Here is a 22,396-nt window from a genome sequence, read left to right on the forward strand (position 1 = left end):
CGGAAGGCCTTCGGTTTCAGCGCGACGGCCGATCATCAGCCCGCGAGCGCCCGGTCCAGCTCGTCGAGCAGGATCTCCAGATCCGCCGGCACCGTCTTGTAGTTCGTGATGCACGCGCGTAAGACGCGTTCGTCACCGGTGAGCGCGACGTCGCTGATCCAGGCGTGCCCGCGCGCCTGCACCGCCGACACGACCGCCGCCGTCGTCCGCTCGCCGGCGCGGATGCGTGGGTGCGTGAAGCACGCGAGCGGCAGCGGCGTGTCGTTGACGACGATCCAGCCGCGCTCGCGCAGCCGCGCGCGGAGCAGGTCGCCCATGTCGGCCTGGTGCTCGAGCGCGGCGGCCATGCCGTCCGCGCCTAACGTGGCGAGCGTCATGAACAGCTTGAGCCCGATGAACCGACGGGACCACTGCAGGCTGCCGCGATAGAGATCCTCGCGCCCCGGTGCATCGGGCGGCACGTACGACGCCTCGACGTCGAACGCGTGGCGGAGCACCTCCGGGTGCCGGGTGAAGAACATCCCGGCGCCCATCGGCACGGAGAGCCACTTGTGCGCGTCGCAGGTAACGGAGTCGGCGCGCTCCACGCCGCGCACCGCGCCCCGCAGCCGCGGCGACAGCGCCGCCGCCCCGCCCCACGCCGCATCCACGTGGTACCACGCGCCGCACGCCGCGGCCACGTCGGCGAGCGCGTCGAGATCGTCGATGATCCCCGCCCCGGTCGTCCCCGCCGTGGCGACGACGAGCACCGGGCGCCATCCCGCGGCCCGGTCGGCGTCGATGCGTGCGCGGAGCGCGGCGGCGTCCATCCGCAGCCGGTCGTCGTGCGGCACGACACGCAGCGCGTCCTCGCCGAGGCCGGAGACGCGGACGCACTTGTGGAACGAGTGATGGCTCTGCGTCGACACGTAGACGGCCGGCCGCTCGCCGAGCGCCGCGGCGCCCCGCTCGGCGTACGCCGGCATCACGTGCGACAGCGCGGCGACGAGCGCGGTCTGGTTCGCCTCGTTGCCGCCGGTCGTGAAGTGCATCGCGCACGCGGCGGGGTCGAGGCCGAGGGCGCGCGCCACGAACGCGAGCGTGTGCCGCTCGATCTCGTTCCCTGCCGGCGAGTGCGCCCACGCCGCGAGCTGCGGGTTGTAGAGCGCGGCCAGCGCGTCGGCGCACACCGCGGCGGGATGCACCGCGGGGTTGAACAGCCCGAAGTAGCGCGGGTGCGTGACGTGGAGCGACCAGTCGCGCAGCATCCGCGCGACGTCGGGGAGCACGGCGTCGAGCGGGCGCGCGGCGTCGAACGGATACGCCTCGGCGAGATGGGCGCGGATCTCGGCGGCGGTCACGTCGGGGGTGACGCGCAACGAGGCGACGGCTTCCGGGAACGCTCGGATCTCGCGGGCGAGGACGTCGAGCGCGTCGGGCGAACGGTCGGCGGTGGTCACGGGCGGAGATCTAGGGCCGGCGCGGCCCGCCCGATATCACCATCCGACGGTCTTCGCCGAGCGCGGGCGTTGACAGGTCTCGCTCCGGTTCCAAGAGTTGAGCGCCCCTCCTCCTGTCCCCCCGCCCCCCGCCCCACGCTCAGATGACGGAGAGCTCCTCCGCGCGTCCCCACACCGGACCGCGTGTCGCAGTACTCGTGGTCGGCGTCGTCGTCGTCGCGTTCGCCCTCATCGACCGGTGGCTCACCGTGCGACGCGGCTTCAGCGCGCCGGTGGGCACCGTGCCCTTCCTGGTGTTCGGCGGCCTGCTCGTGGCCGCGGGGCTGTTCGGGCGCAACGTGGTGCCGGCGTATCGCGGCACCGCCACCATCCTCCTGAACGTCATCCTCCTGCTCGTGCTCGTCGAGGGCGCGTCGGCGATGCTTCGCCGCTGGCGGGCGCGCAACCGCGTGGAGCGCAGCTACGAGGAAATGGCGTGGCACCCGTTCTACCGCGACAAGCCGTGGGCGGCCGAGTACTGGCGCGAGTTCGAGGAGTCGAAGCCGATGGCGTACGCGCCGTTCGTCATCTTCCGGCGGCGCCCGTACAACGGCCAGTACATCCACATCGACCGTGACCGCCGCCGCGTGACGCCGGGGGCGAACTGCGCGCCCGGCGCGTTCGTGGTCTACATGTTCGGCGGCTCCACGATGTGGGGCACGGGCTCCCCCGACTCGGCGTCGATCCCGGCGTACGTCCAGCAGGGGCTGGCCAAGCGCGTGTCGGGCCCGGTGTGCGTCGTGAACTTCGGCGAGAGCGCGTACGTCTCGCTCCAGGGGATGATCCAGCTCGCGCTGCAGCTGCGCGCCGGCGCGCGCCCGAACGCCGTCGTGTTCTACGACGGCATCAACGACGTCGGGACGACGTGGCAGTTCGGGCGTGCCGGCAGCCACTCCGACCAGTCGGACATCGCGGCGGCGTTCGAGCGGCGCAGCGCCGTGCGGCAGCTCGCGGAGCAGACCTCGACGTACGCCGTGCTGCGCCAGAGCTTCGCGCCGGTGCGACGCGACACGTTCCCCATCGCGGGGCTCGCCGACTCGGTCGTGCACAACTACCTCGGCGTGACCGAGGTGGTGCGCGCGCTCGGCAAGGCGTACGGCTTCCGCACCCTGTTCTTCTGGCAGCCCGCGCTGAGCGAGTCGGGCAAGGTGATGACGGCGCTCGAGAAGCGCGACGTCGGCACGCGCGCGCGACGGCACCTGCAGCTGTTCGCGGAGACGTACACGCGGATGCGCGCGATCGCCGCACGCGACTCCGCCGACGATCTGCACGACCTGTCGAGCGTGCTCGCCGACATGCGCGGCGACGTCTTCCTCGACCAGGCGCACCTCACGCCCGACGGCAACGCGCGCGTGGCGGCGGCGATGCTGCGCGCATGGGACGGGCTGCCGGACTGCACGGCCCCGCGCGGGTGCGCGCCGGCGGCGCTCGCCGCGCGCTAGCGCCGCGACTCCACGTACGGGGTCTCCTGAGACTGAAGAAGGACTGAAGGAGGACTGAAGAAGGAAACACCAACAGGGTTGTTGGTCCTTCTTCAGTCCTCCTTCAGTCCTTCAGAAACACGTACGTGGAGGCCCGTCAGAAGATCGTGTAGATGAACGGCGCGAGCGCCGAGCCCTGCGCGAACACCATGAGCCCACCCACGGTGAGCAGCACCACGACGATGGGCAGGAGCCAGAACTTCTTCCGCTCCCGCATGAACGCCCACAGCTCGCCTAACAGTCCGCGACGGGCCACGATCGGATCCTCCCGGTAACTAGAACTGACGCTCCATGCGCTCGGCGGTCGGCACCGCCGGCATGTGCGGCTCCCACCGCGACGCGGTGCGCGCGCGGCGGCCGCCGATCGGGCCGCCGGTGCGCCGGCGGACGAACCCGGCGGGCGTGATGGCGACGAAATAGACGACGCCCATGAACACCGGCGTCGTGACCTTCGAGATGCGGTGCGCGAGTCCCATCCACGCGCGCTCCACGGGGCCGAGCGCGGTCGGCGCGACGAGCGCCGCGACGACGAGCGCCCCGCCGACGCCCTGCAGCACCGCGGCGGTGCGCACGCGTCCGCGCCACCACGCGATGCCGCCTAACGCGAGGAACGCGAGGCCGACCGTGAGGCCGAACTTCCGCCCGTCGGCGGCACTCAGTCGAGCTGGAACTCGCGCTGCCATTCGGTCTCCTCCTTCCACTCGCCCTGCCCCGCCTTGTGCAGCACGAACGGGCCGAGCACCAGGCCGTCGATGTGTGTGCGCATGAAGCAGCGATACGCGTCCTCCGGCGTGCAGACGATCGGCTCGCCGCGCACGTTGAACGACGTGTTCACGACCACGGGGCATCCCGTGAGGTCGCGGAACGCGGCGATGAGGTCGTGATAGTCGGGGTTCGTCTCGCGGCTGACGGTCTGCACGCGGGCCGAATAGTCGATGTGCGTGACGGCGGGGATGTCGGAGCGCACGATGTTGAGCTGGTCGATCCCCCACAGCTGGCGCGCGTCGTCGGGCATCGGGATCTGCCGCTCGCGCTTCACCGGCGCGACGAGCAGCATGTACGGCGAGTCGACGTCGAGCTCGAACCAGTCGGCCACGTCCTCGCGCAGCACGCTCGGCGCGAACGGGCGGAACCCCTCGCGGAACTTGATCTTCAGGTTCATCTGCGCCTGCATGCGCGGGCTCCGCGGGTCGCCGAGGATGGAGCGGGAGCCCAACGCGCGCGGGCCGAACTCCATGCGCCCGTTGAACCAGCCGACGATCTTCTCGCCCGCGAGCTCCTCGGCCACGTGGCGCAGCAGCTCGTCGCGCTCCATGCGCCGATAGCTCGCCCCCTTCGATTTCAGGAACGCCTCGATCTCGTCGTCGCCGAACGAGGGGCCGAGGTACGCGCCCTTCATCGTGTCCTTGCCGCGCACGACACGCCGCTCGCGCGCGAGGTAGCGATGGTGGATGAGCTGCGCGACGCCGAGCGCGCCGCCGGCGTCGCCCGACGCGGGCTGGATCCAGATCCGCTCGAACGGCCCCTCGCGCAGCAGCCGGCCGTTGCCGACGCAGTTGAGCGCCACGCCGCCGGCGAGGCAGAGGTTCGGCAGCCCGGTCTCGCGGTGCGCGGTGCGCGCCATGCGGAGCATGATCTCCTCCGTGACCTCCTGCACCGAGCGCGCGAGGTCCATCTCCTTCTGCGTGAGCTTCGACTCCGGCACCCGCGGCGGCCCGCCGAACAGCTCGTCGAACGCGGCGCTCGTCATGGTGAGGCCGCTGAGATAGTCGAAGTACTTCTGGTTCAGCGTGAACGAGCCGTCGTCGCGCAGGTCGACGAGGTGCTCGTAGATGCGGTCCACGTACGTCGGCCGTCCGTACGGCGCGAGGCCCATCACCTTGTACTCGCCGGAGTTCACCTTGAACCCGGTGTAGTACGTGAACGCGGAGTAGAGCAGGCCTAACGAATCGGGCCACCGCATCTCGCGCAGCAGCGTGAGGTCGCGCCCGCGGCCGACGCCGATCGACGCCGTGGCCCACTCGCCCACGCCGTCCATGGTGAGGATCGCCGCCTCCTCGAACGGCGACGGGTAGAACGCGCTCGCGGCGTGCGACTCGTGGTGCTCCGCGTACAGCAGCGACCCGTCCCACCCGCCGAGCGCGGCGCGCAGCTCGCGGTCGGTGAACAGCTTCTCCTTGATCCACAGCGGCCCCGCCATCAGGAACGAGCGGAACCCCTTCGGCGCCACGCCGAAGTAGGTCTCGAGGATGCGCTCGAACTTCAGCAGCGGCTTGTCGTAGAAGCCGACGTGCGCGACGTCCTCGATCCCGATCCCGGCCTCGCGCAGACAGTACGCGACGGCCTGCGTGGGGAACCGCTCGTCCCCCTTCTTGCGCGTGAAGCGCTCCTCCTGCGCCGCGGCGACGATCTCCCCGTCGCGCAGCAGGGCGGCGGCGGAGTCGTGGTAGTACGCGGAGATGCCGAGGATGTACTCGTGCGCCATGTGCGTCAGACCGCGCGGGCGGGAGGATGAGGCGGGCAGGACCCGCGGGCGAGCGACGGCCCACGATGCGTCCGGGCCCCGATCGTGGCAAGCGACGGGTCGACGCATCGTGTGGCGCACGCGCCACGGAACAGTGGCCTCGGCGCCAGTGGTGCGCCGTTTCCAGCCGCAGGGTATGTTGTGACTCCCTCGAGCGCGGGGTCGTCGAGCCGCGAGCCCTTCCGGCCCGACTCCGCCGCCATGGACCGCCGGTCGCCCCCGCCACGGTGCGGGTGTGACTCCCCGACCGGCCCGACCGACAGCCCTCCACTTCCTCGCATGAACATCGCCGTCGTGGGTCACGTCGACCACGGGAAGAGCACCATCGTCGGCCGTCTGCTGGCAGATACGGGGACTCTCCCGGATGGGAAGCTGGAGCAGGTGCGCGCCACGTGCGCGCGCAACGCGAAGCCGTTCGAGTACGCGTTCCTGATCGACGCGCTGAAGGAGGAGCAGGGCCAGGGCATCACCATCGACTCCGCCCGCGTCTTCTTCAAGACGCCGCGCCGGCCGTACATCATCATCGACGCGCCGGGGCACCTGGAGTTCCTGAAGAACATGATCACCGGCGCCGCGCGCGCCGAGGCGGCGCTGCTCGTCGTCGACGCCCGCGAGGGGGTGCAGGAGAACACGCGCCGGCACGGCCGGCTGCTCCCGCTGCTCGGCGTGCGCCACGTCGCGGTGCTCGTGAACAAGATCGACCTCGTCGACTACAGCCGCGCCGCGTTCTGCGCGCTGGAGCACGAGCTGCGCGAGTTCCTCGGCGGCTACGGCGTGACGATCGAGGCGTGCATCCCCGTGTCCGGCCGCGAAGGGACCAACCTCGCCGCGCGCGCGCCCGAGACGCCGTGGTACGCGGGACCCACCGTGGTGGAGTTCCTCGACGCGCTGGAGGAGGAGCCGGCGCCGGTGGAGAAGCCGTTCCGCATGCCGGTGCAGGGCGTCTACAAGTTCACCGCGCAGGGCGACGACCGCCGCATCGTCGCCGGCGGCGTGGCGTCGGGACGGCTCCGCGTGGGCGACGAGGTGCTGTTCTACCCGTCCGGGAAGCGCAGCCGCGTGAAGACGCTGGAAGGCTTCAACGTCGACCCGCGCGCCGAGGCGGGCGCCGGCGAGGCGGCCGGGTTCACGCTCACCGACCAGATCTACGTGCAGCGCGGCGAGGTGGCGTGCCGCGCGGACGAGGAGCGTCCGTCGGTCGCCGCGCGCATCCGCGTGTCGCTGTTCTGGCTCGGCACGCAGCCCCTCGTGCGCGGCCGCCAGTACCGCCTCAAGCTCGGCACCGCGTCGGTGGGGATGGAGCTGGAGGCAGTCGAGCAGCTCGTCGACGCGTCGGAGCTCGGCGAGCGCGACACGGCGGACGCGGTGCAGCGCCACGAGGTCGCGGAGTGCGTGCTGCGGCTCGAGCGCCCGCTCGCCGTGGACGCGGAGATCGGCATCGCGGCGACGGGTCGATTCGTGATCGTCGACGAGTGGGAGATCCGCGGCGGCGGCATCGTGCGCGAGGCGCTGCCCGACCCGCAGGCCGCGGTGCGCGAGCGCGTGCTGGTGCGCAACGCGAAGTGGGAGCCGAGCGGCATCCCGTTCGAGCGGCGCGTGGAGCGCTACGCGCAGCTGCCGGCGATGGTGCTCATCACCGGCCCGCGCGACGCCGACCGGAAGAGCCTCGCGCGTGCACTGGAAGCCAGGCTGTTCGAGGAGGGGCGGCTCGTCTACTTCCTCGGCATCGGCAACCTGCTCTACGGCGTCGACGCGGACCTCGAGCGCACCGGCGTGCACCGGCACGAGCACCTGCGGCGTCTCGGCGAGGTGGCGAACCTCATGCTCGACGCGGGGATGCTGCTCGTGGTGACCGCCGCGGAGCTGACGCCCGACGAGCTGGATCTCGTCGGCACGGCGGTGGAGCCGGGGCGCATCCACACGGTGTGGCTCGGCGGCCGCGGGCCTAACGATCTCGCGTCGGACCTCGTCGTGGATGATTCCGATCTCGGCGGCGAGCAGGTGGAGCGCATCTGCCGGCTGCTCGAGGAGCGCGGGGTGGTGGGACGATGAGCGCGCGTGGCGGGGATGGCTCCGTGGCACGCACCGCTCCTCGAGTGTTGGACGCGGATCACGCGGATCACGCGGATAGGCCGATGGCTGAAGCCGGGAGCCTATCCGCGCCATCCGCGCGATCCGCGTCCACTCTCACGGAGCCCGACGCGCTCGCGGGGGCCCGCGACGGCGCGCTGATCTCCGACGAATCGCTCGCCCGACTCGTGCGCATCGCCCGCCACGCCGGCGCCGCGATCATGCCGTACTATCGAATCGACAGCGGCGCGCGCGCGAAGAGCGACGGCAGCCCGCTCACGCTCGCCGACGAGGCGGCGCACCACGTGATCGTCGACGCGCTGCGCGCGTGGACACCGGACGTGCCGGTCGTCTCCGAGGAAGGCGAGATCCCCGACGCGTCGGTGAGGCAGTCGTGGCGCCGCTTCTGGCTCGTCGACCCGCTCGACGGCACGAAGGAGTTCCTGCACCGGAACGGCGACTTCACGGTGAACGTCGCGCTCGTCGAGGACGGCGAGCCGGTGCTCGGCGTCGTCTACGCGCCGGCGATCGACCGGTGCTGGTACGCGGGCAAGTCGTTAGGCGCGTGGGTCGAGGCGCCCGACGCGCCGCCGACGCGCGTCCACTCGACGCCGCCGGCCGAGGGCGCGCCGCTCGTCGTGGTGGAGAGCCGGTCGCACCCGTCGGAGGCCCTCGAGCGGTGGCTCGCGACGGTGCCGGTGGCGCGCCGCGTGCCCGCGGGCAGCTCGCTCAAGTTCTGCCTCGTGGCCGAAGGGACGGCGGACGTGTATCCGCGCTTCGGGCCGACGATGGAGTGGGACGTCGCCGCCGGCGACTGCGTGTTCCGCGAGTCGGGCATCGACGGACCACGGCGCTCGCCGCTCACCTACAACAAGCCGGATCTGCGGAACGGCGACTTCGTCGTGGGGCTGTGATGTTCTACGAGACGCACTGGCGATCGATCATCAAGGCGGTCTCCTGGCGCATCATGGGGACGGTGGCGACGGCGCTGCTCGTCTTCATCTTCACGCGCAAGCTCGCGTTGTCGCTGTGGGTCGGCGCGCTGGAGTTCACGTCGAAGATCGGCCTGTACTGGCTGCACGAGCGCGTGTGGGACCGCCTGCGCTTCGGCAAGAAGGAGGTGCGGCCGGCGGTGATCTGGTTCACCGGCCTCTCCGGCGCGGGCAAGAGCACCATCGCCGACAAGGTGTACCGCGCGCTGCAGGAGCGCGGCCTCCGCGTCGAGCGGCTCGACGGCGACAGCGTGCGCGACATCTTCCCGGCGACGGGGTTCACGCGCCCCGAGCGCGACCAGCACGTGCGCCGCATCGGGTTCCTCGCGAGCAAGCTCGAACAGAACGGCGTCACGGTCGTCGCGTCGTTCGTCTCGCCGTACGAGGAGTCGCGGCAGTTCGTGCGCGGGCTGTGCGGCCGCTTCGTGGAGGTGCACGTCGCGACGCCGCTCGCCGAGTGCGAGAAGCGCGACGTGAAGGGGCTGTACGCGAAGGCGCGCCGCGGCGAGATCACGAACTTCACCGGCATCGACGATCCGTACGAGGAGCCGACGCGCCCCGAGCTGCGGCTCGACACCGCCGCGCTGTCGCTCGACGAGTCGACGCTGCGCGTGCTGCAGTACCTGGACAAGCAAGTGCTGAGGGTGAGCTGATGACGGACCATCTCGACCGCCTGGAGGCGCAGAGCGTCTACATCCTGCGCGAGGCGTACGCGTCGTTCCGCAGCCTGTGCATGCTGTGGTCGATCGGGAAGGACAGCACGGTGATGCTGTGGCTCGCGCGGAAGGCGTTCTACGGCCACGTGCCGTTCCCGCTCGTGCACATCGACACGTCGTACAAGATCCCGGAGATGATCCAGTACCGCGACCGCCTCACGGCGGAGTGGCGGCTGAACATGATCGTCGGGCAGAACCGCGAGGCGCTCGCCGCGAAGCAGACCTTCCCCGACGGCGCGATCGATCGCATCAACTGCTGCCGGCTGCTGAAGACCGAGGCGCTGAAGAACACGCTGAGCGGCGCGTGGCCGCGGCAGCGGTTCAACCACGACCTCGGCGCGTACGAGCCGGACCCGAACCCCGAGCCGTTCACCGGCGTCATCGCCGGCGTGCGCGCCGACGAGGAGGGGAGCCGCTCGAAGGAGCGCTACTTCTCGCCGCGCACGGTGCGCTCGCAGTGGAACGTCGGCGACCAGCCGCCCGAGTTCTGGAACCAGTTCAACACCGACTTCCCGCCCGGGACGCACGTCCGCATCCATCCGCTGCTCGACTGGACGGAGCTGAACGTGTGGGAGTACATCGAGCGCGAGCGCATCCCGACCGTGTCGCTGTACTACGACCAGGGCGAGGGGCAGCGCTATCGCTCGTTGGGCTGCGGCCCGTGCACGCTGCCGGTCGCGTCGGACGCGCAGACGGTGTCCGAGATCATCGTGGAGCTGCGCTCGGGCCGCTACGCGAACGTGGCTGAGCGCTCGGGACGCGCGCAGGACAAGGACGACGGCGGCGGGCTCGAGACGCTCCGGCGCGAAGGGTACATGTAAGCGCGATGACGGCGACGACTGCACGGCCACGCCGGCACGGCGAGCACTTCACGCCGACGTCGGCACGGCGACCGCCGCACCCGGGCGCGCCGCCGGCGACCGCCCGCGAGCACGGCACGTCGTATCGCGCCGACGTGCAGGGGCTGCGCGCCGTCGCGGTGCTCGCGGTCGTGCTGTACCACGCGGGCGTGCCGCTGTTCGGCGGCGGCTACGTCGGCGTGGACGTGTTCTTCGTCATCTCCGGCTACCTCATCACCGGGCTGCTGCTGCGCGAGGTCGAGCGCACCGGCACGATCGACTTTGCGGCGTTCTACGGCCGGCGCGTGCGCCGACTGCTCCCCGCCGTGACCGTGGTGCTGCTCGCGACGTTGGGCGCGACGGTGCTCTTCCTGTCGCCGCTGGAGCAGCGCGAGCTCGCGCCGGCGGCGCTCGCCGCGGCGCTCTACGCGAGCAACTTCTGGTTCGGCTTCCAGGCGACCGACTACCTCGGCGGGGACGTGCAGCAGAACCTGGTGATGCACACCTGGTCGTTGTCGGTCGAGGAGCAGTTCTACATGGCGTGGCCGCTGCTGCTGCTCGTCGGCGCGCGGTTCGGCGCGCCGGATCGGCGGCGCGGGCGGCTGCTCGCGCTCATGACCGGCGTGGCGCTCGCGTCGTTCGTCGGGGGCCTGTGGCTCATGACGCGCTCGCGACCGTGGGCGTTCTTCGGCTCGCCGCCGCGCGCGTGGGAGTTCGCCGCGGGCGCGCTCGTGTGCCTGGCCGAGGCGAGGCTGGCGACGTTAGGCAGGCGCGCGGCGACGGCGCTCGCGCTCGTCGGCGCGGCGGGGGTGCTCGGCGCGATCGTCGCGTTCGGCGACCGCACGGCGTTCCCCGGGGTGGCCGCCGTGCTCCCCGTCGCGGGCACCGCGCTGCTGCTCGCCGCGGGGGCCGCGCGCACGCCCGGCGCGGTGTCGCGACTGCTCGGCGTCGCGCCGCTGCGCGCGGTGGGCGACTGGTCGTACTCGCTGTACCTCTGGCACTGGCCGCTGCTCGTCTTCCCCGCGCTGCTCGGCCTCACGCTCGGACCCGCGGCGCGGGCGGCGTGCGTGCTGGCCGCGCTCGCGCTCGCGTGGGCGAGCTACCGGTGGGTCGAGAACACGCTGCGCTTCGATCGGCGGCTCGTCGCGCGGCCGTGGCGCTCGCTCGCGCTCGGCGCGTGCCTGACGGTGGCGGCCGGCGCGGCGGCCGCTGCGGTGTGGGCCGCCGGCGGCCGCACGATCGACGCGCGCATGGCGTCGTACCGGCACGCGCGCGACCTGCCGAAGGTCTACGCCGACGGCTGTCACGCCGAGTTCTCGAAGGTCGACGTCGGCGGGTGCGTGTACGGCGTCGCCGATGCGCGGCGCACGGTCGTGCTGTTCGGCGACAGCCACGCGGCACAGTGGTTCCCGGCGCTCGAGCGGCTCGCGCGCGACGGGAAGTGGCGACTGGTCTCGCTCACGAAGTCGGCGTGCCCGCCGGCCGACGTGTCGGTGACGAACCCCGATCTCGGCCGCCCGTACCGGGAGTGCGACGCGTGGCGCGCGAAGGCGATCGCGCGCGTGGCGGCCGAGCGGCCGGCGCTCGTCGTGATGACGAGCGCCTCGGGCTACATGTTCGAGGCAGGCGCCGGTGCGGGCGCCGGTGTCGGCGCCGACGCATGGCGCGATGGGATGCGGCGGACGCTGCTCGGTCTGCGGCGCGCGGGCGCGCCGATCGCGGTCGTGCGCGACACGCCGCGCCCCGGCTTCGACGTGCCGCGCTGCCTCGCGCGGGCGCTGCGCAACCACGGCGCGTCGGCGGCCCAATGCGACTTCGCGCTCGACGCGAACCCGTGGGGCGCCGAGGTGTTCGGCGTGAACCGCGAGGCGGCGCGCGGGCTCGACGACGTGCGGTTCGTCGATCTCTCCGACGTCATCTGCGACCGCGGCCGGTGCGTGGCGACGCGCGACGGAGAGGTGATCTTCCGCGACACGAACCACCTGGCCGTGCGGATGGCCGAATCGCTCGCGCCGGTGCTGCGCGACCGGCTGCGCACCGCCGGCCTGCTGCCGCCCTGACGGGCCACGCCAACCGGACGACGTCACCACGTTAGGCGGGAGGATACGATGACCGCGAAGGTGTTCTGCATCGGGTTCCACAAGACCGGCACGAAGAGCCTCACCGCGGCCCTCGGCACGCTCGGCTACCGCGTCACGGGGCCGAACGGCGTGCGCGACCCGGACATCGCGACGAAGGTGCTCGACCTCGCGAACGCGCTCGTGCCGAAGTACGACGCGTTCCAGGACAACCCGTGGCCGATCATCTACCGCGAGATGGACGCGCGGTACCCGGGGAGCAAGTTCATCCTGACGCTGCGCGACCGCGACGCGTGGATCCGGAGCCAGGTGAACCACTTCGGCACCGAGGTCACCCCGATGCGCCAGTGGATCTACGGCGAGCATGCGGGCTTTCCGGCGGGGAACGAGGACATCTATCTCGCGCGCTACGACCGGCACAACGCGGAGGTGCGGGAGTACTTCGCGCACCGTCCCGACGACCTGCTCGTGATGCCGATCGACGACAGCGCGGACTGGGAGCCGCTGTGCCGGTTCCTCGGCCGCCCGATCCCCGACGTGCCGTTCCCGCACCGCAACAAGGGCAGCGATCGGCAGGTCCGGCGCGAGCGGGGCGAGGGGCCGCCGCCGCACCTCGGGCTCGTCGACGTCGCGGCGCCGAGGTCGACGGCGGGCGGATTCCTCCGGCGGCTGCTGGGGCGGGGACGCTAGCGCCTAACGGCCGTCAGTCGCCGACGCCGGCCAGCACCGAATCGACGGCCGGCGCGTCGGCCGACGCGGGCCCGGCCGCGCAGGCCAGGAAGCGCCGCGCGAGCTCCCCCACGAGCGGCTCGCGCAGGCCGGCGGTGTGGCCACCGGGCAGGTCGTGGGTCACGACCTCCGCGGCGAGCTCGCCCCAGCCGTAGGTCGCGTCGAGCCGCGCGCCGGCGCGCTGCTCCGCAGCACGGAACAGCACGATCGTCCCGTCGTAGAAGCGGCCGCGGTAGCGCCGCGCGATGCGGCGCGCGGCGAGGCTGAAGCGCGTCACGCGCTCCGGGAGTGCGAGGTCGTGCGGGGCGCGCCGGTGCTCGTACTTCCACGCGAGCCAGTCGCCGCGCGCCTTCTCCAGCCACCACCGCCGGACGCGCTGCACGCGCCGGTAGAGCGTGCGCGCCGAGCGGCCCTGTCCCGGGTCGGCGTCGAGGACGGCGCGGAGCGTCTTCAGCCGCACGCCGCCATGGTCGTAGAGCCAGTGCGCGATGCGTGCGCCGAGCGTGTACGTCGGGTGGCCCGGCGCGGGCTGATCGTAGAGCGCGACGAGCGGTACCTCGTGCCCGCGCTCGCGCATGACGCGCGCGAGCTCCACGGCGATCCAGCCGCCCATCGACAGCCCGAAGAAGATGTACGGGCCGTGCGGCCGCACCTTCAGGATCTCGTCCGCGTAATACGCGGCCATCGCCTCGATGGTCTCGTGCGGCTCCTGCGTTCCCCAGTTGCCTAACGCCTGGAGCCCGTACACCGGATGGCGCCCGCCGATCGCCGCCGCGAACCGCTCGTAGATCAGCACGTTGCCCATCTTGCCGTGCGGGCAGAACACCGGCACGCCCGCCGCGCCGGCGTCGCCGAACGGCACGACGCACTGCCACGACGCCGCGTCGGCGGGCGCGCGCAGCAGCGCGGCCAGCTGCTCCACCGTGTCGTGCTTCAGGATGGTGACGAGCTGCAGACGCCGGCCGAACTCCTTGCCGATGCGCGTGAACACCTTCACGGCCGCGAGCGAGTGGCCGCCGACGTCGTTGAACCGGTCGGTGACGCCGAGCCCCGTGACGCGCAGCACCTCCTCCCAGATGCGCAGCACGCGCGCCTCCACGTCGTCGCGCGGCGCGACGACGTCGTCGCGCGCCGGCTCCGCCTCGGGCGCGGGGAGCGCCTTGCGGTCGATCTTTCCCGTCGGCGTGATCGGCAGCGCGGGCAGCTCGACGTACGACGACGGCACCATGTGCGCGGGCAGCGTGCGTCCGAGCGCCGCACGCAGCTCGGCGGCGGTCGTGGTCGCGCCGTCGACCGCCACGTAGTACGCCACGAGGCGCGGCTCGCTGCCCGCGTCGGCGCGCAGCACGACGGCGGCGTTGCGCACCGCGTCGAGCGCGACGAGCGTCGCCTCGATCTCGCCGAGCTCGATGCGGTAGCCGCGCAGCTTCACCTGCCCGTCCATGCGGCCGAGGAAGTCGAGGCGTCCGTCGGGGCGGAAGCGGACGCGGTCGCCGGTGCGATAGAGCCGGGACGCGGGACTCGGGACTCGGGACTCGTCCGGCACCCGAGTCCCGAGTCCCGAGTCCCGAGTCCCGAACGGGTCGGGCACGAACCGCTGGGCGGTCAGCTCGGGACGATCGAGATAGCCGCGCGCGACGCCGACGCCGCCGATGTGCAGCTCGCCGCCGACGCCTAACGGGACTGGACGCATGCGGTCGTCGAGCACGTAGAACGTCGTCGCGTCGATCGGCCGCCCCACCGGCGCGACCGGCTCGGGGCCCGCCGCGGTCACGCGGTCGGCGGCCGACCACACGGTCGTCTCGGTCGGCCCGTACATGTTCCACAGCTCGCCCCCGCCGGCCAGGAGCGACTCGGCCAGCGACGCGGCGAGCGCCTCGCCGCCGCACAGCAGCTTGGCGCCGCGCGGGTTCGTCCAGCCGACCTCCAGCAGCATGCGCCACGTCACCGGCGTCGCCTGCACCACCGTGACCCGGTGCCGCTCGATGAGGGCGGCGAGCGCCTCGCCGTCGACCGCGGCGCTCCGCGGCGCGATGACGATCCGCGCGCCGACGACGAGCGGCAGGAACAGCTCCGGCACGGCCATGTCGAACGAGATCGTCGTCACGGCGAGCATCGCGTCGCGCGGCGCGAGGCCCGGACGCTCGCGCATCGCCAGCAGCAGGTTCGCGAGGCCGCGGTGCTCGAGCACCACGCCCTTCGGCCGGCCGGTGGATCCCGACGTGTAGATGACGTAGCAGACATCCTCGGGCGCGGCGAGCGCCGGGGCCGGGGCGCCCGCCGCGTCGCGCACGATCTGCGGCCAGTCGCGGTCGAGGCACAGCAGCGCCGCGGGCGGGGCGCCTAACGATTCCGCGTGCGCGGTGAGCGTCGCGAGGCTCGTCGCGGCCACGCGCTCCTGCGTGAGCAGCAGCGGCGTGCGCGCATCGGCGAGCATGTACGCGAGGCGCTCCACGGGATACTCGGGATCGAGCGGCAGGTGCGCGCCGCCCGCCTTGTGGATCCCCATGAGCGCCACGTACATGTCCATCGACCGCTCCACGCAGACGCCGACGAGCACCCCCGGCCCCACGCCGCGCGCGGCGAGCGCGCGCCCCAGCGTCGCGGCGCGCGCGTCGAGCTCCGCGTAGGTCATCGTCGCGTCGCCGAACTCCAGCGCGATCGCATCGGGCGTGCGCGCCGCCTGCGCGGCGAACAGCGCGGGCATCGTCGCGCCGCGGCGCTCGGGATGCGCCGTCGCGTTCGACCCGCTCCACACCGCGAGCAGCTCCTCGCGCTCGGCGGGCGTCATCATCTCCAGCTCGGCGAGCGGGCGGTCGCCCTTCGCCACCATCTCGCGCAGCAGCGTCGCGAGGTGGCCGAGCATCCGCTCGATCGCCGCGTCGGCGAACCGCGCCCGGTAGTACTCGATCCGCAGCAGCAGCGCCGCCTCCCCGTAGCCGCGCACGCTGAGCGGGAACGTCGTCTGCTCGCGGAAGTAGAAGCCCCGGCACCGCGCCGGGTCCAGCCGCTCGAAGCTCGTCGTCTGCCGCTCGTTCTCGTAGACCAGGATCGTGTCGAACAGCGGCGTGCTGCTCGGCACCGCGCTCGCCGCCTGCACCGCGGGGAGCGGCGTGTGCTCCGCCACGCGCACCGCCACCTGCGACGCCCGGATGCCGCGCAGCCACGCGACCACGGGCTGCTCGGCGGGGATGCGCACGCGCACGGGCAGCGTGTTGATGAACAGCCCCACCATGTCGCGCACCGCCGGGTCGCCGTCGAGCGGCGTGCGGCGGCAGGCGCGCGTCGCGCCGAAGACGACGTCCTCGGCCCCCGTGTAGCGCGCCAGCAGCAGCGCCCACGCGCCCTGCACCAGCGTGTTCAGCGTCAGCTCGTGCCGCGCGGCGAACGCCTTCAGCGCGTCCGTATCCTCGACCGACAGCGCGAGCGCGCGGTCGGTGTACGCCGGCGCCTCGGCGTCGGGGTCGGGCGCCGGCGCCGGGAGGTCGGGGAAGACCGGCTCCGCGTAGCCGCGCAGCGCCTCCGCCCAGTACGCGGCCGCCGGCGCGGGGTCCTGCCGGTCGAGCCAGTCGATGAACTCGCGGTATGCGCGTGGCGCGGGCGGCGCGGGCGGCGCGGGCGGCGCGGGTGCTGTGGGCGGCGCGGGCTCCTCACCGGCTTCCAGCGCGTGGTAGGTCGCGAGGACCTCGCGCAGCACGATGATGAAGCTGCGCCCGTCGAGGATGATGTGCGGGAAGCTCCACACGAACTCGTGCCGATCGGCCGCGCTGCGGAAGAGCGCGAGCCGGAACAGCGGCAGCGCGTCGAGCCGGAAGCCCGCGCGGCGGTCGGCCGCGAGGTACGCCGCCACGCGGCGGCGCTGCGCGGCGGCGTCGAGCGCGCGCACGTCCTCCACGTGCACGGCGAGCGGCGCCGCGTCGACGCCGTCCACGCCGTCGACGCCGTCGACGACCTCCTGCCGCGGGGCGTCGACGTCCTCCCAGCGGAAGCGCGTGCGGAGCGCGGCGTGGCGCGCCGTGACCCGCTCCCACGCGCGGAGGAACCGCGCCACGTCCACGCCGTGCAGCGTGCAGCCGATCTGCTCGAGGTCGACCCCCGCCTCCGGTGCCCGCAGCCAGTGGTACAGCATCCCCTGCTGCAGCGGCGACAGCCCGTACGCGTCCGCCATGCCTAACGACCCGCGGTGGCCCGCTCCGCCGAGCGCTCGCCGAAGATCCGGCGCGACAGCGCCTGCAGTTCGGGGTCGGCGAGCATGTCGTGCAGGCGGGGATCCTGCTCGAAGTCCTTCCAGCGGTCCATGACCTTCATCTGGCGCGCGCCGTTCAGCCGCTTCCAGTACTCGCCGAGGCGGCGATACGTCTGCGGGCGGAACAGCTTGCGCCAGTGCTTGAACACGTCGCCGTACGTCAGGTCGGCGCTCATCGCGGTCTTGTCGAACGAGGAGCCGCCGCCGATCTCCGAGACGTGGCGCAGCGACGCGTCGGAGAACGTGCCGCCGAGCCGGCGCGAGAGCGTCTGGCGGTACTTCCTGTCGGCGAACCACCGATTGTACAGCACCACCACGGTGTCCTCGTCGCCCCGCTCCTCGACCGCGATCGCGGCGCGCGCGAGCTCCTTCCAGTACGCGACGATGGTCGGCAGATCCTTCACGCCGGTGAGCTTCTCGAGCTTCTTGAGGCGGCTCGCGAAGTTGTTCGCCGGATCGCGCAGGATGAGGACGTCGAGGCGACGCGCGCTGCGACCGAGGTACGCCTCGCGCCGCGCCTCGAACGCCGGCGAGAACGCGCTCGCCAGGAGGCTCGTGGCGTTCGGCAGGAGCCGCTTCGCGTCGTCCTCGTACGAGTAGACGAGGAGGTCCTTCGGCGTGTCGCGCCACGCCTCCTGCGGCACGCCGTCCATCCCGTACGCGAACCGCTGCGGCGCGACGACGTACGGGTCGTGGTCGCCGTGGCGGACGTTGTTCAGGAAGCACGCCGGCCGCCCGGCGAACTGCTCGACGATCCACGTGATGATCGCGTGGTTGCCGCTGCGCTGCAGCCCGCACACGCGCAGCTCGAGCTCGTTGATGACCATGGGAGACGTCTGAAGCGTCGTCATGCGCGAGAGAAGAGGACGAGGCGCGCCGCGCTGCGCACGTTGGGCGCGAACGGATCGAGGAGCAGCGCCGCGACGAGCGCGCGCAGCGCGCCGCCGCGGTCGCCGGCGAAGTGGCGGCAGAGCGCGCGGTCGCACCAGCGCTCGGCGGGGCGGGGCGGCGGCGCGCTGCCTTTCACCGGCTCGCGGTCGGTGATCCCGCGCCGCCCGTACGCCCGCCGCAGGTTGTCGATCGTCACCGGGAGCCGCCGTTCGGTGATCCCCTCGCCGCCGCTCGCGTTCGCGTCGTGCAGGCGGTAGCGGACCAGCACGTCCGGCAGGTTCGCCAGGCGTCCGACCTCGGCGAGCCGCAGCCAGAAGTCGTGGTCCTCGCCCGTCGCGTGGGGCGTCGCGGGATACCCGCCGGCATCGAGCGCCGCCTGACGTCGGAACGTGGCACTCGGGTTCCAGATCGCGCCCCCCAGCCCCTGCATGTGGGCGCCGTCGATCGCCTCGTGCGCCAGGTAGCGGCCGCCGACGATGCGAACCGGCCGCCCCGCCGCGTCGACCGCGACACACCGCGCCCCGACCGCCACGCACTCGGGGTGGCGGTCGAGAAACGCGACCTGGCGCACGAGCCGCTCGGGGAACATCGCGTCGTCGGCGTCGAGGTTGGCGACGAGCTCTCCCTGCGCCGCACGGAGCCCGGCGTCGCGCGCGGCGGCCACGCCGCCGTGCGGCACCCGGAGCACGCGCAGCCGCCGGTCGCCCGCCGCCGCGCGCGTCGCCGCGTCGACCGACGCGTCGGTCGAGCCGTCGTCGACGACGAGCAGCTCGAGGTCGGCGAAGCCGCTGGCGAGCACGCTCCGCACGGCGTCGCCGACGTAGCGCTCGGCGTTGTAGACCGGCATGAGCACCGAGACGCGGGGCGCGGCGGCGGTCGACTCGGCGGCGGGAGCGGCGGGGGGCGGGAGCTGCGTGTGAGTCATGCGCGACCTAGCGTATGTCCGTCCAGGGAATCCGGGCAAGCCTGGTGAGCGCGTACGCGCGAGCGCACGGGCGCCACGCCCGCGCGGCGTTGCCCTTTCGTGACCTGGGCGTTACCGTGGCCGGGCACCACTGGAGCGCCGTGGACCCCCGTTGTCGCGGCACCGTCTCCCTCACCGCCACGTCGGAGCTTCCCCGTGTACATCGATCCCGCCGCGGGCAGCATGATCCTGCAGATGCTCGCCGCAGGCCTGGTGTCCGTGCTCGCCCTCGCGAAGAACGTCCGCCGGAACATCGTGCTCGGCATCAAGTCCCTCTTCGGGCGCCGAGAGTCGCGATGACGCTGCAGGTCGTCGCCGGGTCCTTTCGAGACCCGAGCGGGTTCGTGTACACGAAGAACGGCACGCTGTATCGGCAGGTCAACCGGGTGTTCGCCGAGGAGTACGACGCGGTGCGCGCCTCGGGACTCTACGAGGAGCTCGCATCCGCCGGGCTCCTCGTCGCGCATGCGGAAGACGATCCAGCCGCCGCCGCGACACCGGACGCCCACGTGGTGCTCCGCCCGGAGCGCGTGCCGTTCATCTCGTATCCCTACGAGTGGTCGTTCGGGCAGCTGAAGGACGCCGCGCTCCTCACGCTCGACGTGCAGCGGCGCGCGCTCGACCGGGGGTTCGCCCTGCGCGACGCGAGCGCGTACAACGTGCAGTTCGTCGACGGCCGGCCGATCCTCATCGACACGCTGTCGATCGGACGCTACACGGTCGGGGAGCCGTGGATCGCGTACCGGCAGTTCTGCGAGCACTTCCTCGCCCCGCTCGCGCTCATGGCGCACACCGACGTGCGGTGCGCGGCGCTTCAGCGGCAGTACCTGAACGGTATCCCGCTCGACCTCGCGAGCAAGCTGCTGCCGACGCGCACGCGATTCAGCCCGTCGATGCTGCTGCACATCCACCTGCACGCGCGCGCGCAGCAGAAGTATCAGCACGCCGACGTGAAGGCGGAGACGGGCGGCCGCCGCATGACGACGGCGGCACTCCGCAACTTCCTCACGAGCCTGCGCGACTCCGTGGAAGGGCTGAAGTGGGAGCCCGCGGGCACGGAGTGGGCGGACTATACGACGAACACGAACTACAGCGACCGCGCGCACGACGCGAAGAAGGCGCGCGTGGCGGAGTTCGCGAGCCGCGCCGGCGCGCGCGTGGCGTGGGACCTCGGCGCGAACACGGGGCTGTTCAGCCGCGCGGTGCGTGACGCCGGCGTGCCGACGGTGCTGTCGTTCGACATCGATCCGGCGGCGGTGGAGCGCAACCATCGCGCGATCAAGGCGAGCGGCGAGCGCGGGATCACGCCGTTCGTGCTCGACCTCACGAACCCGTCGCCGGCGCAGGGGTGGGCGCACGAGGAGCGCATGTCGCTGGCCGAGCGCGGACCGGCGGATCTCGTGCTCGCGCTGGCGCTCGTGCACCACCTCGCGATCTCCAACAACGTCCCGCTCGAGCGCGTCGCGGCGTACCTCGCGCAGCTCGGCCGGTGGGTCGTGATCGAGTTCGTCCCGAAGAGCGACTCGCAGGTGCGTCGACTGCTGACGAACCGCGAGGACGTGTTCCCCGGCTACACCCGCGAGGGGTTCGAGGCCGCGTTCGCGCCCCACTTCACGACGGCGGCGTGCGTACCCGTGGAGGAGTCCGAGCGATGGCTGTATCTGTTGGAGCGCCGTTAGGCACCTCGCCGCTCACGCCCGACGTCGCGCGCGGGCCGCACACGCCGGGCGGTGCGCCGGCGCGCCGCAGCCGGTGGACGGTGCTCGCCGCGCTGTACCCGCTGCTGCTCGGGGTCTTCCCGGTGCTCGACGTCGCCGCCGGGAAGGCGGGGACGTACTCGGTGAGCGACCTGGTGCTGATCGTCGCCGTGCTCGCGGGCGTCGTCGCCGTGGCGATGCTCGCCGGCGCGGCCGTGGCGCGGCTGCTCGGCCGCGACGAGCCGCTCGCGCGCGGCGCGCTGCTCGCCGCGTTGGGCGTCGTGTGGGTGCTGTACTACATGCCCCTCGCCGAGGCGCTGGCCGGCGTGTGGCGGCCGCTCGGGCGGGCGACGGTGCTCGGCGGCATGCTGCTGCTCGGCTCCGCGGCGCTCGCGTGGCTCGCGCTGCGGCGGCGCTGGATCCTCGGCGCGCTCGGCAAGTTCGTGACGCTCGCCGGCCTGCTGCTCGTCGGCAACGCGACGGCGCACGTGGTGGTGGAGAACGCGCGCAGCGCGCGCCGCATCGACGAGAGCGCGATCTGGAAGCTCGTGAACGCGCCGGTGCCGGTGCGCCCGGCGCTCGCCCGCCCGGGACCGAAGCGCGACATCTACCTGTTCGTGCTCGACGGCTACCCGAACGCGTCGGTGCTGCGGCAGAAGTTCGCGTACGACAACGGCGCGTTCCTCGACAGCCTGCGCGCGCTCGGCTTCACGATCCCGCAGCACAACCGCAGCAACTACACGCACACGATCCTGTCGCTGTCGTCGATGCTCAACTTCGAGCACGACACCCTGCTGGCGCGCGCGCTCGCGCCGGAGTCGCAGGACCACACGTTCCCCACGCGGCTCATCCAGCAGAACCGTGCCGCGCGGTTCCTGAAGTCGCAGGGCTACCGCTACGTGCTGTACCCGACGTTCTGGTTCGAGCCGACGCGCCGCAGCCCGATCGCCGACCGCACGTTCGCGGACGCGCGCGTGCGCAGCCCGGTGCGCGCGGCGCTGCTGCGCGGGGAGCTGCGCCGCACGATCTTCCGCTCGACGCTGCTCTCGAAGTTCCGCGCGTTCCGCCACAACTACGACGCGGAGTACATGCTCGACGAGTTCCGCGCGCTGCCCGAGGTGCCCGCGGACAGCGCGCCGACGTTCACGTTCGCGCACTTCATGCTGCCGCACCAGCCGATCGTGCTCGACGATCGGTGCCGGCCGATCAACGGCGAGGGGCGCATCGCGGGCATGATGGAGAACCCGGGGCCGACGAAGCTGTTCCTCGGCGCGGTGCACTGCGCGAACACGCAGGTGCTCGGTGTCGTCTCCGAGCTGCTGCGCCGCTCCGCCACGCCGCCGATCATCATCCTCGTCGGCGACCACGGCACGATCAGCCGCCGACCGGGCGAGAAGACGCGCGCACCACAGGACTCGATCGTCGCCGAGCGGCTCGGCGCGTTAGGCGCGTTCTACATGCCGGACGGCGGGGCGGCGATGTTCGCCGACTCGAGCACCCACGTCAACGTCCTGCGCCGCGTGTTCCGCTACTACCTCGGCGCCGACCTGCCCGACCTCGGGAACGACGGCTTCTTCACGGCGCCGGGGTCGCAGTACCGGTTCGTGCCGGTGGACGAGCGGATCGTGATCGGGGGCTGATCCTGTTCGTTGAACCGCAGAGGACGCAGAGGGCCGCAGAGGACTGCAAGT

General features: G+C 72.5%; 17 protein-coding genes. 10 read left to right on the top strand and 7 right to left on the bottom strand.

What is annotated here, in order from left to right:
* Window positions 1–35 precede the first annotated feature (35 nt).
* Window positions 36–1,439, bottom strand: a complete 1,404-nt coding sequence (locus J421_RS30265) for a pyridoxal phosphate-dependent decarboxylase family protein (protein ID WP_025414875.1) — start codon at window positions 1,437–1,439, stop codon at window positions 36–38.
* Window positions 1,440–1,582: 143 nt separating this feature from the next.
* Between J421_RS30265 and J421_RS30270 the strand changes: the two genes are divergently transcribed.
* Window positions 1,583–2,920: an SGNH/GDSL hydrolase family protein gene (locus tag J421_RS30270; RefSeq protein WP_148306637.1), complete on the top strand. Its 1,338-nt coding sequence runs from the start codon at window positions 1,583–1,585 to the stop codon at window positions 2,918–2,920.
* A 136-nt stretch (window positions 2,921–3,056) separates the two neighbouring features.
* On the opposite strand, the gene J421_RS33295 is transcribed toward J421_RS30270, so the two are convergent.
* From J421_RS33295 to J421_RS30280, 3 genes are read right to left on the bottom strand one after another with little or no spacing between them, the layout of a single operon-like run.
* The gene (locus tag J421_RS33295; RefSeq protein WP_236646406.1) at window positions 3,057–3,176 is read right to left on the bottom strand and encodes a DUF5989 family protein; all 120 of its coding nucleotides are present in this window, start codon (window positions 3,174–3,176) and stop codon (window positions 3,057–3,059) included.
* 58 nt (window positions 3,177–3,234) lie between these two features.
* Window positions 3,235–3,642: an SxtJ family membrane protein gene (locus J421_RS30275; RefSeq protein WP_025414877.1), complete on the bottom strand. Its 408-nt coding sequence runs from the start codon at window positions 3,640–3,642 to the stop codon at window positions 3,235–3,237.
* Window positions 3,615–5,444 carry a carbamoyltransferase family protein gene (locus J421_RS30280; protein ID WP_104023514.1) on the bottom strand — a complete coding sequence of 610 codons (1,830 nt, stop codon included), beginning with the start codon at window positions 5,442–5,444 and terminating at the stop codon, window positions 3,615–3,617. Before J421_RS30280 ends, J421_RS30275 begins: the two co-directional genes overlap by 28 nt.
* Before the next feature lie 318 nt (window positions 5,445–5,762).
* Here J421_RS30280 and J421_RS30285 point away from each other — a divergent pair, with 318 nt between their 5' ends.
* The 6 genes from J421_RS30285 (at window position 5,763) to J421_RS30310 (ending at window position 12,868) form a co-directional block, all read left to right on the top strand.
* On the top strand, window positions 5,763–7,535 hold the full coding sequence (locus J421_RS30285; protein WP_025414879.1) for a GTP-binding protein: 1,773 nt from the start codon (window positions 5,763–5,765) through the stop codon (window positions 7,533–7,535).
* Window positions 7,536–7,618: 83 nt separating this feature from the next.
* Complete coding sequence (cysQ, locus tag J421_RS30290) at window positions 7,619–8,467, top strand: 3'(2'),5'-bisphosphate nucleotidase CysQ (protein ID WP_201773180.1); 849 nt, start codon at window positions 7,619–7,621, stop codon at window positions 8,465–8,467.
* Entirely contained in the window at window positions 8,467–9,198 is a 732-nt protein-coding gene (cysC, locus tag J421_RS30295) for an adenylyl-sulfate kinase (RefSeq protein WP_025414881.1), read from the top strand. Before cysQ ends, cysC begins: the two co-directional genes overlap by 1 nt.
* Window positions 9,198–10,082, top strand: coding sequence for a sulfate adenylyltransferase subunit CysD (cysD, locus tag J421_RS30300; protein WP_025414882.1), 885 nt, complete (start codon window positions 9,198–9,200; stop codon window positions 10,080–10,082). Before cysC ends, cysD begins: the two co-directional genes overlap by 1 nt.
* Before the next feature lie 5 nt (window positions 10,083–10,087).
* Window positions 10,088–12,160, top strand: coding sequence for an acyltransferase family protein (locus J421_RS30305; protein ID WP_025414883.1), 2,073 nt, complete (start codon window positions 10,088–10,090; stop codon window positions 12,158–12,160).
* A 48-nt stretch (window positions 12,161–12,208) separates the two neighbouring features.
* Window positions 12,209–12,868: a sulfotransferase family protein gene (locus J421_RS30310; RefSeq protein ID WP_025414884.1), complete on the top strand. Its 660-nt coding sequence runs from the start codon at window positions 12,209–12,211 to the stop codon at window positions 12,866–12,868.
* 13 nt (window positions 12,869–12,881) lie between these two features.
* On the opposite strand, the gene J421_RS30315 is transcribed toward J421_RS30310, so the two are convergent.
* From J421_RS30315 to J421_RS30325, 3 genes are read right to left on the bottom strand one after another with little or no spacing between them, the layout of a single operon-like run.
* Window positions 12,882–17,075, bottom strand: coding sequence for a non-ribosomal peptide synthetase (locus tag J421_RS30315; protein ID WP_025414885.1), 4,194 nt, complete (start codon window positions 17,073–17,075; stop codon window positions 12,882–12,884).
* A gap of 2 nt (window positions 17,076–17,077) precedes the next feature.
* The gene (locus J421_RS30320; RefSeq protein WP_148306638.1) at window positions 17,078–18,004 is read right to left on the bottom strand and encodes a hypothetical protein; all 927 of its coding nucleotides are present in this window, start codon (window positions 18,002–18,004) and stop codon (window positions 17,078–17,080) included.
* Window positions 18,001–18,969 carry a glycosyltransferase family 2 protein gene (locus J421_RS30325; protein WP_025414887.1) on the bottom strand — a complete coding sequence of 323 codons (969 nt, stop codon included), beginning with the start codon at window positions 18,967–18,969 and terminating at the stop codon, window positions 18,001–18,003. Before J421_RS30325 ends, J421_RS30320 begins: the two co-directional genes overlap by 4 nt.
* A gap of 195 nt (window positions 18,970–19,164) precedes the next feature.
* Between J421_RS30325 and J421_RS33300 the strand changes: the two genes are divergently transcribed.
* From J421_RS33300 to J421_RS30335, 3 genes are read left to right on the top strand one after another with little or no spacing between them, the layout of a single operon-like run.
* Window positions 19,165–19,308, top strand: coding sequence for a hypothetical protein (locus tag J421_RS33300; protein WP_158508995.1), 144 nt, complete (start codon window positions 19,165–19,167; stop codon window positions 19,306–19,308).
* Entirely contained in the window at window positions 19,305–20,687 is a 1,383-nt protein-coding gene (locus J421_RS30330; RefSeq protein ID WP_104023515.1) for a class I SAM-dependent methyltransferase, read from the top strand. Before J421_RS33300 ends, J421_RS30330 begins: the two co-directional genes overlap by 4 nt.
* Complete coding sequence (locus J421_RS30335) at window positions 20,660–22,345, top strand: hypothetical protein (RefSeq protein WP_148306640.1); 1,686 nt, start codon at window positions 20,660–20,662, stop codon at window positions 22,343–22,345. Before J421_RS30330 ends, J421_RS30335 begins: the two co-directional genes overlap by 28 nt.
* Window positions 22,346–22,396 lie beyond the last annotated feature (51 nt).

Origin of the sequence: Gemmatirosa kalamazoonensis, assembly GCF_000522985.1 — a bacterium.
GTDB classification, from domain to species: Bacteria; Gemmatimonadota; Gemmatimonadetes; order Gemmatimonadales; family Gemmatimonadaceae; genus Gemmatirosa; species Gemmatirosa kalamazoonensis.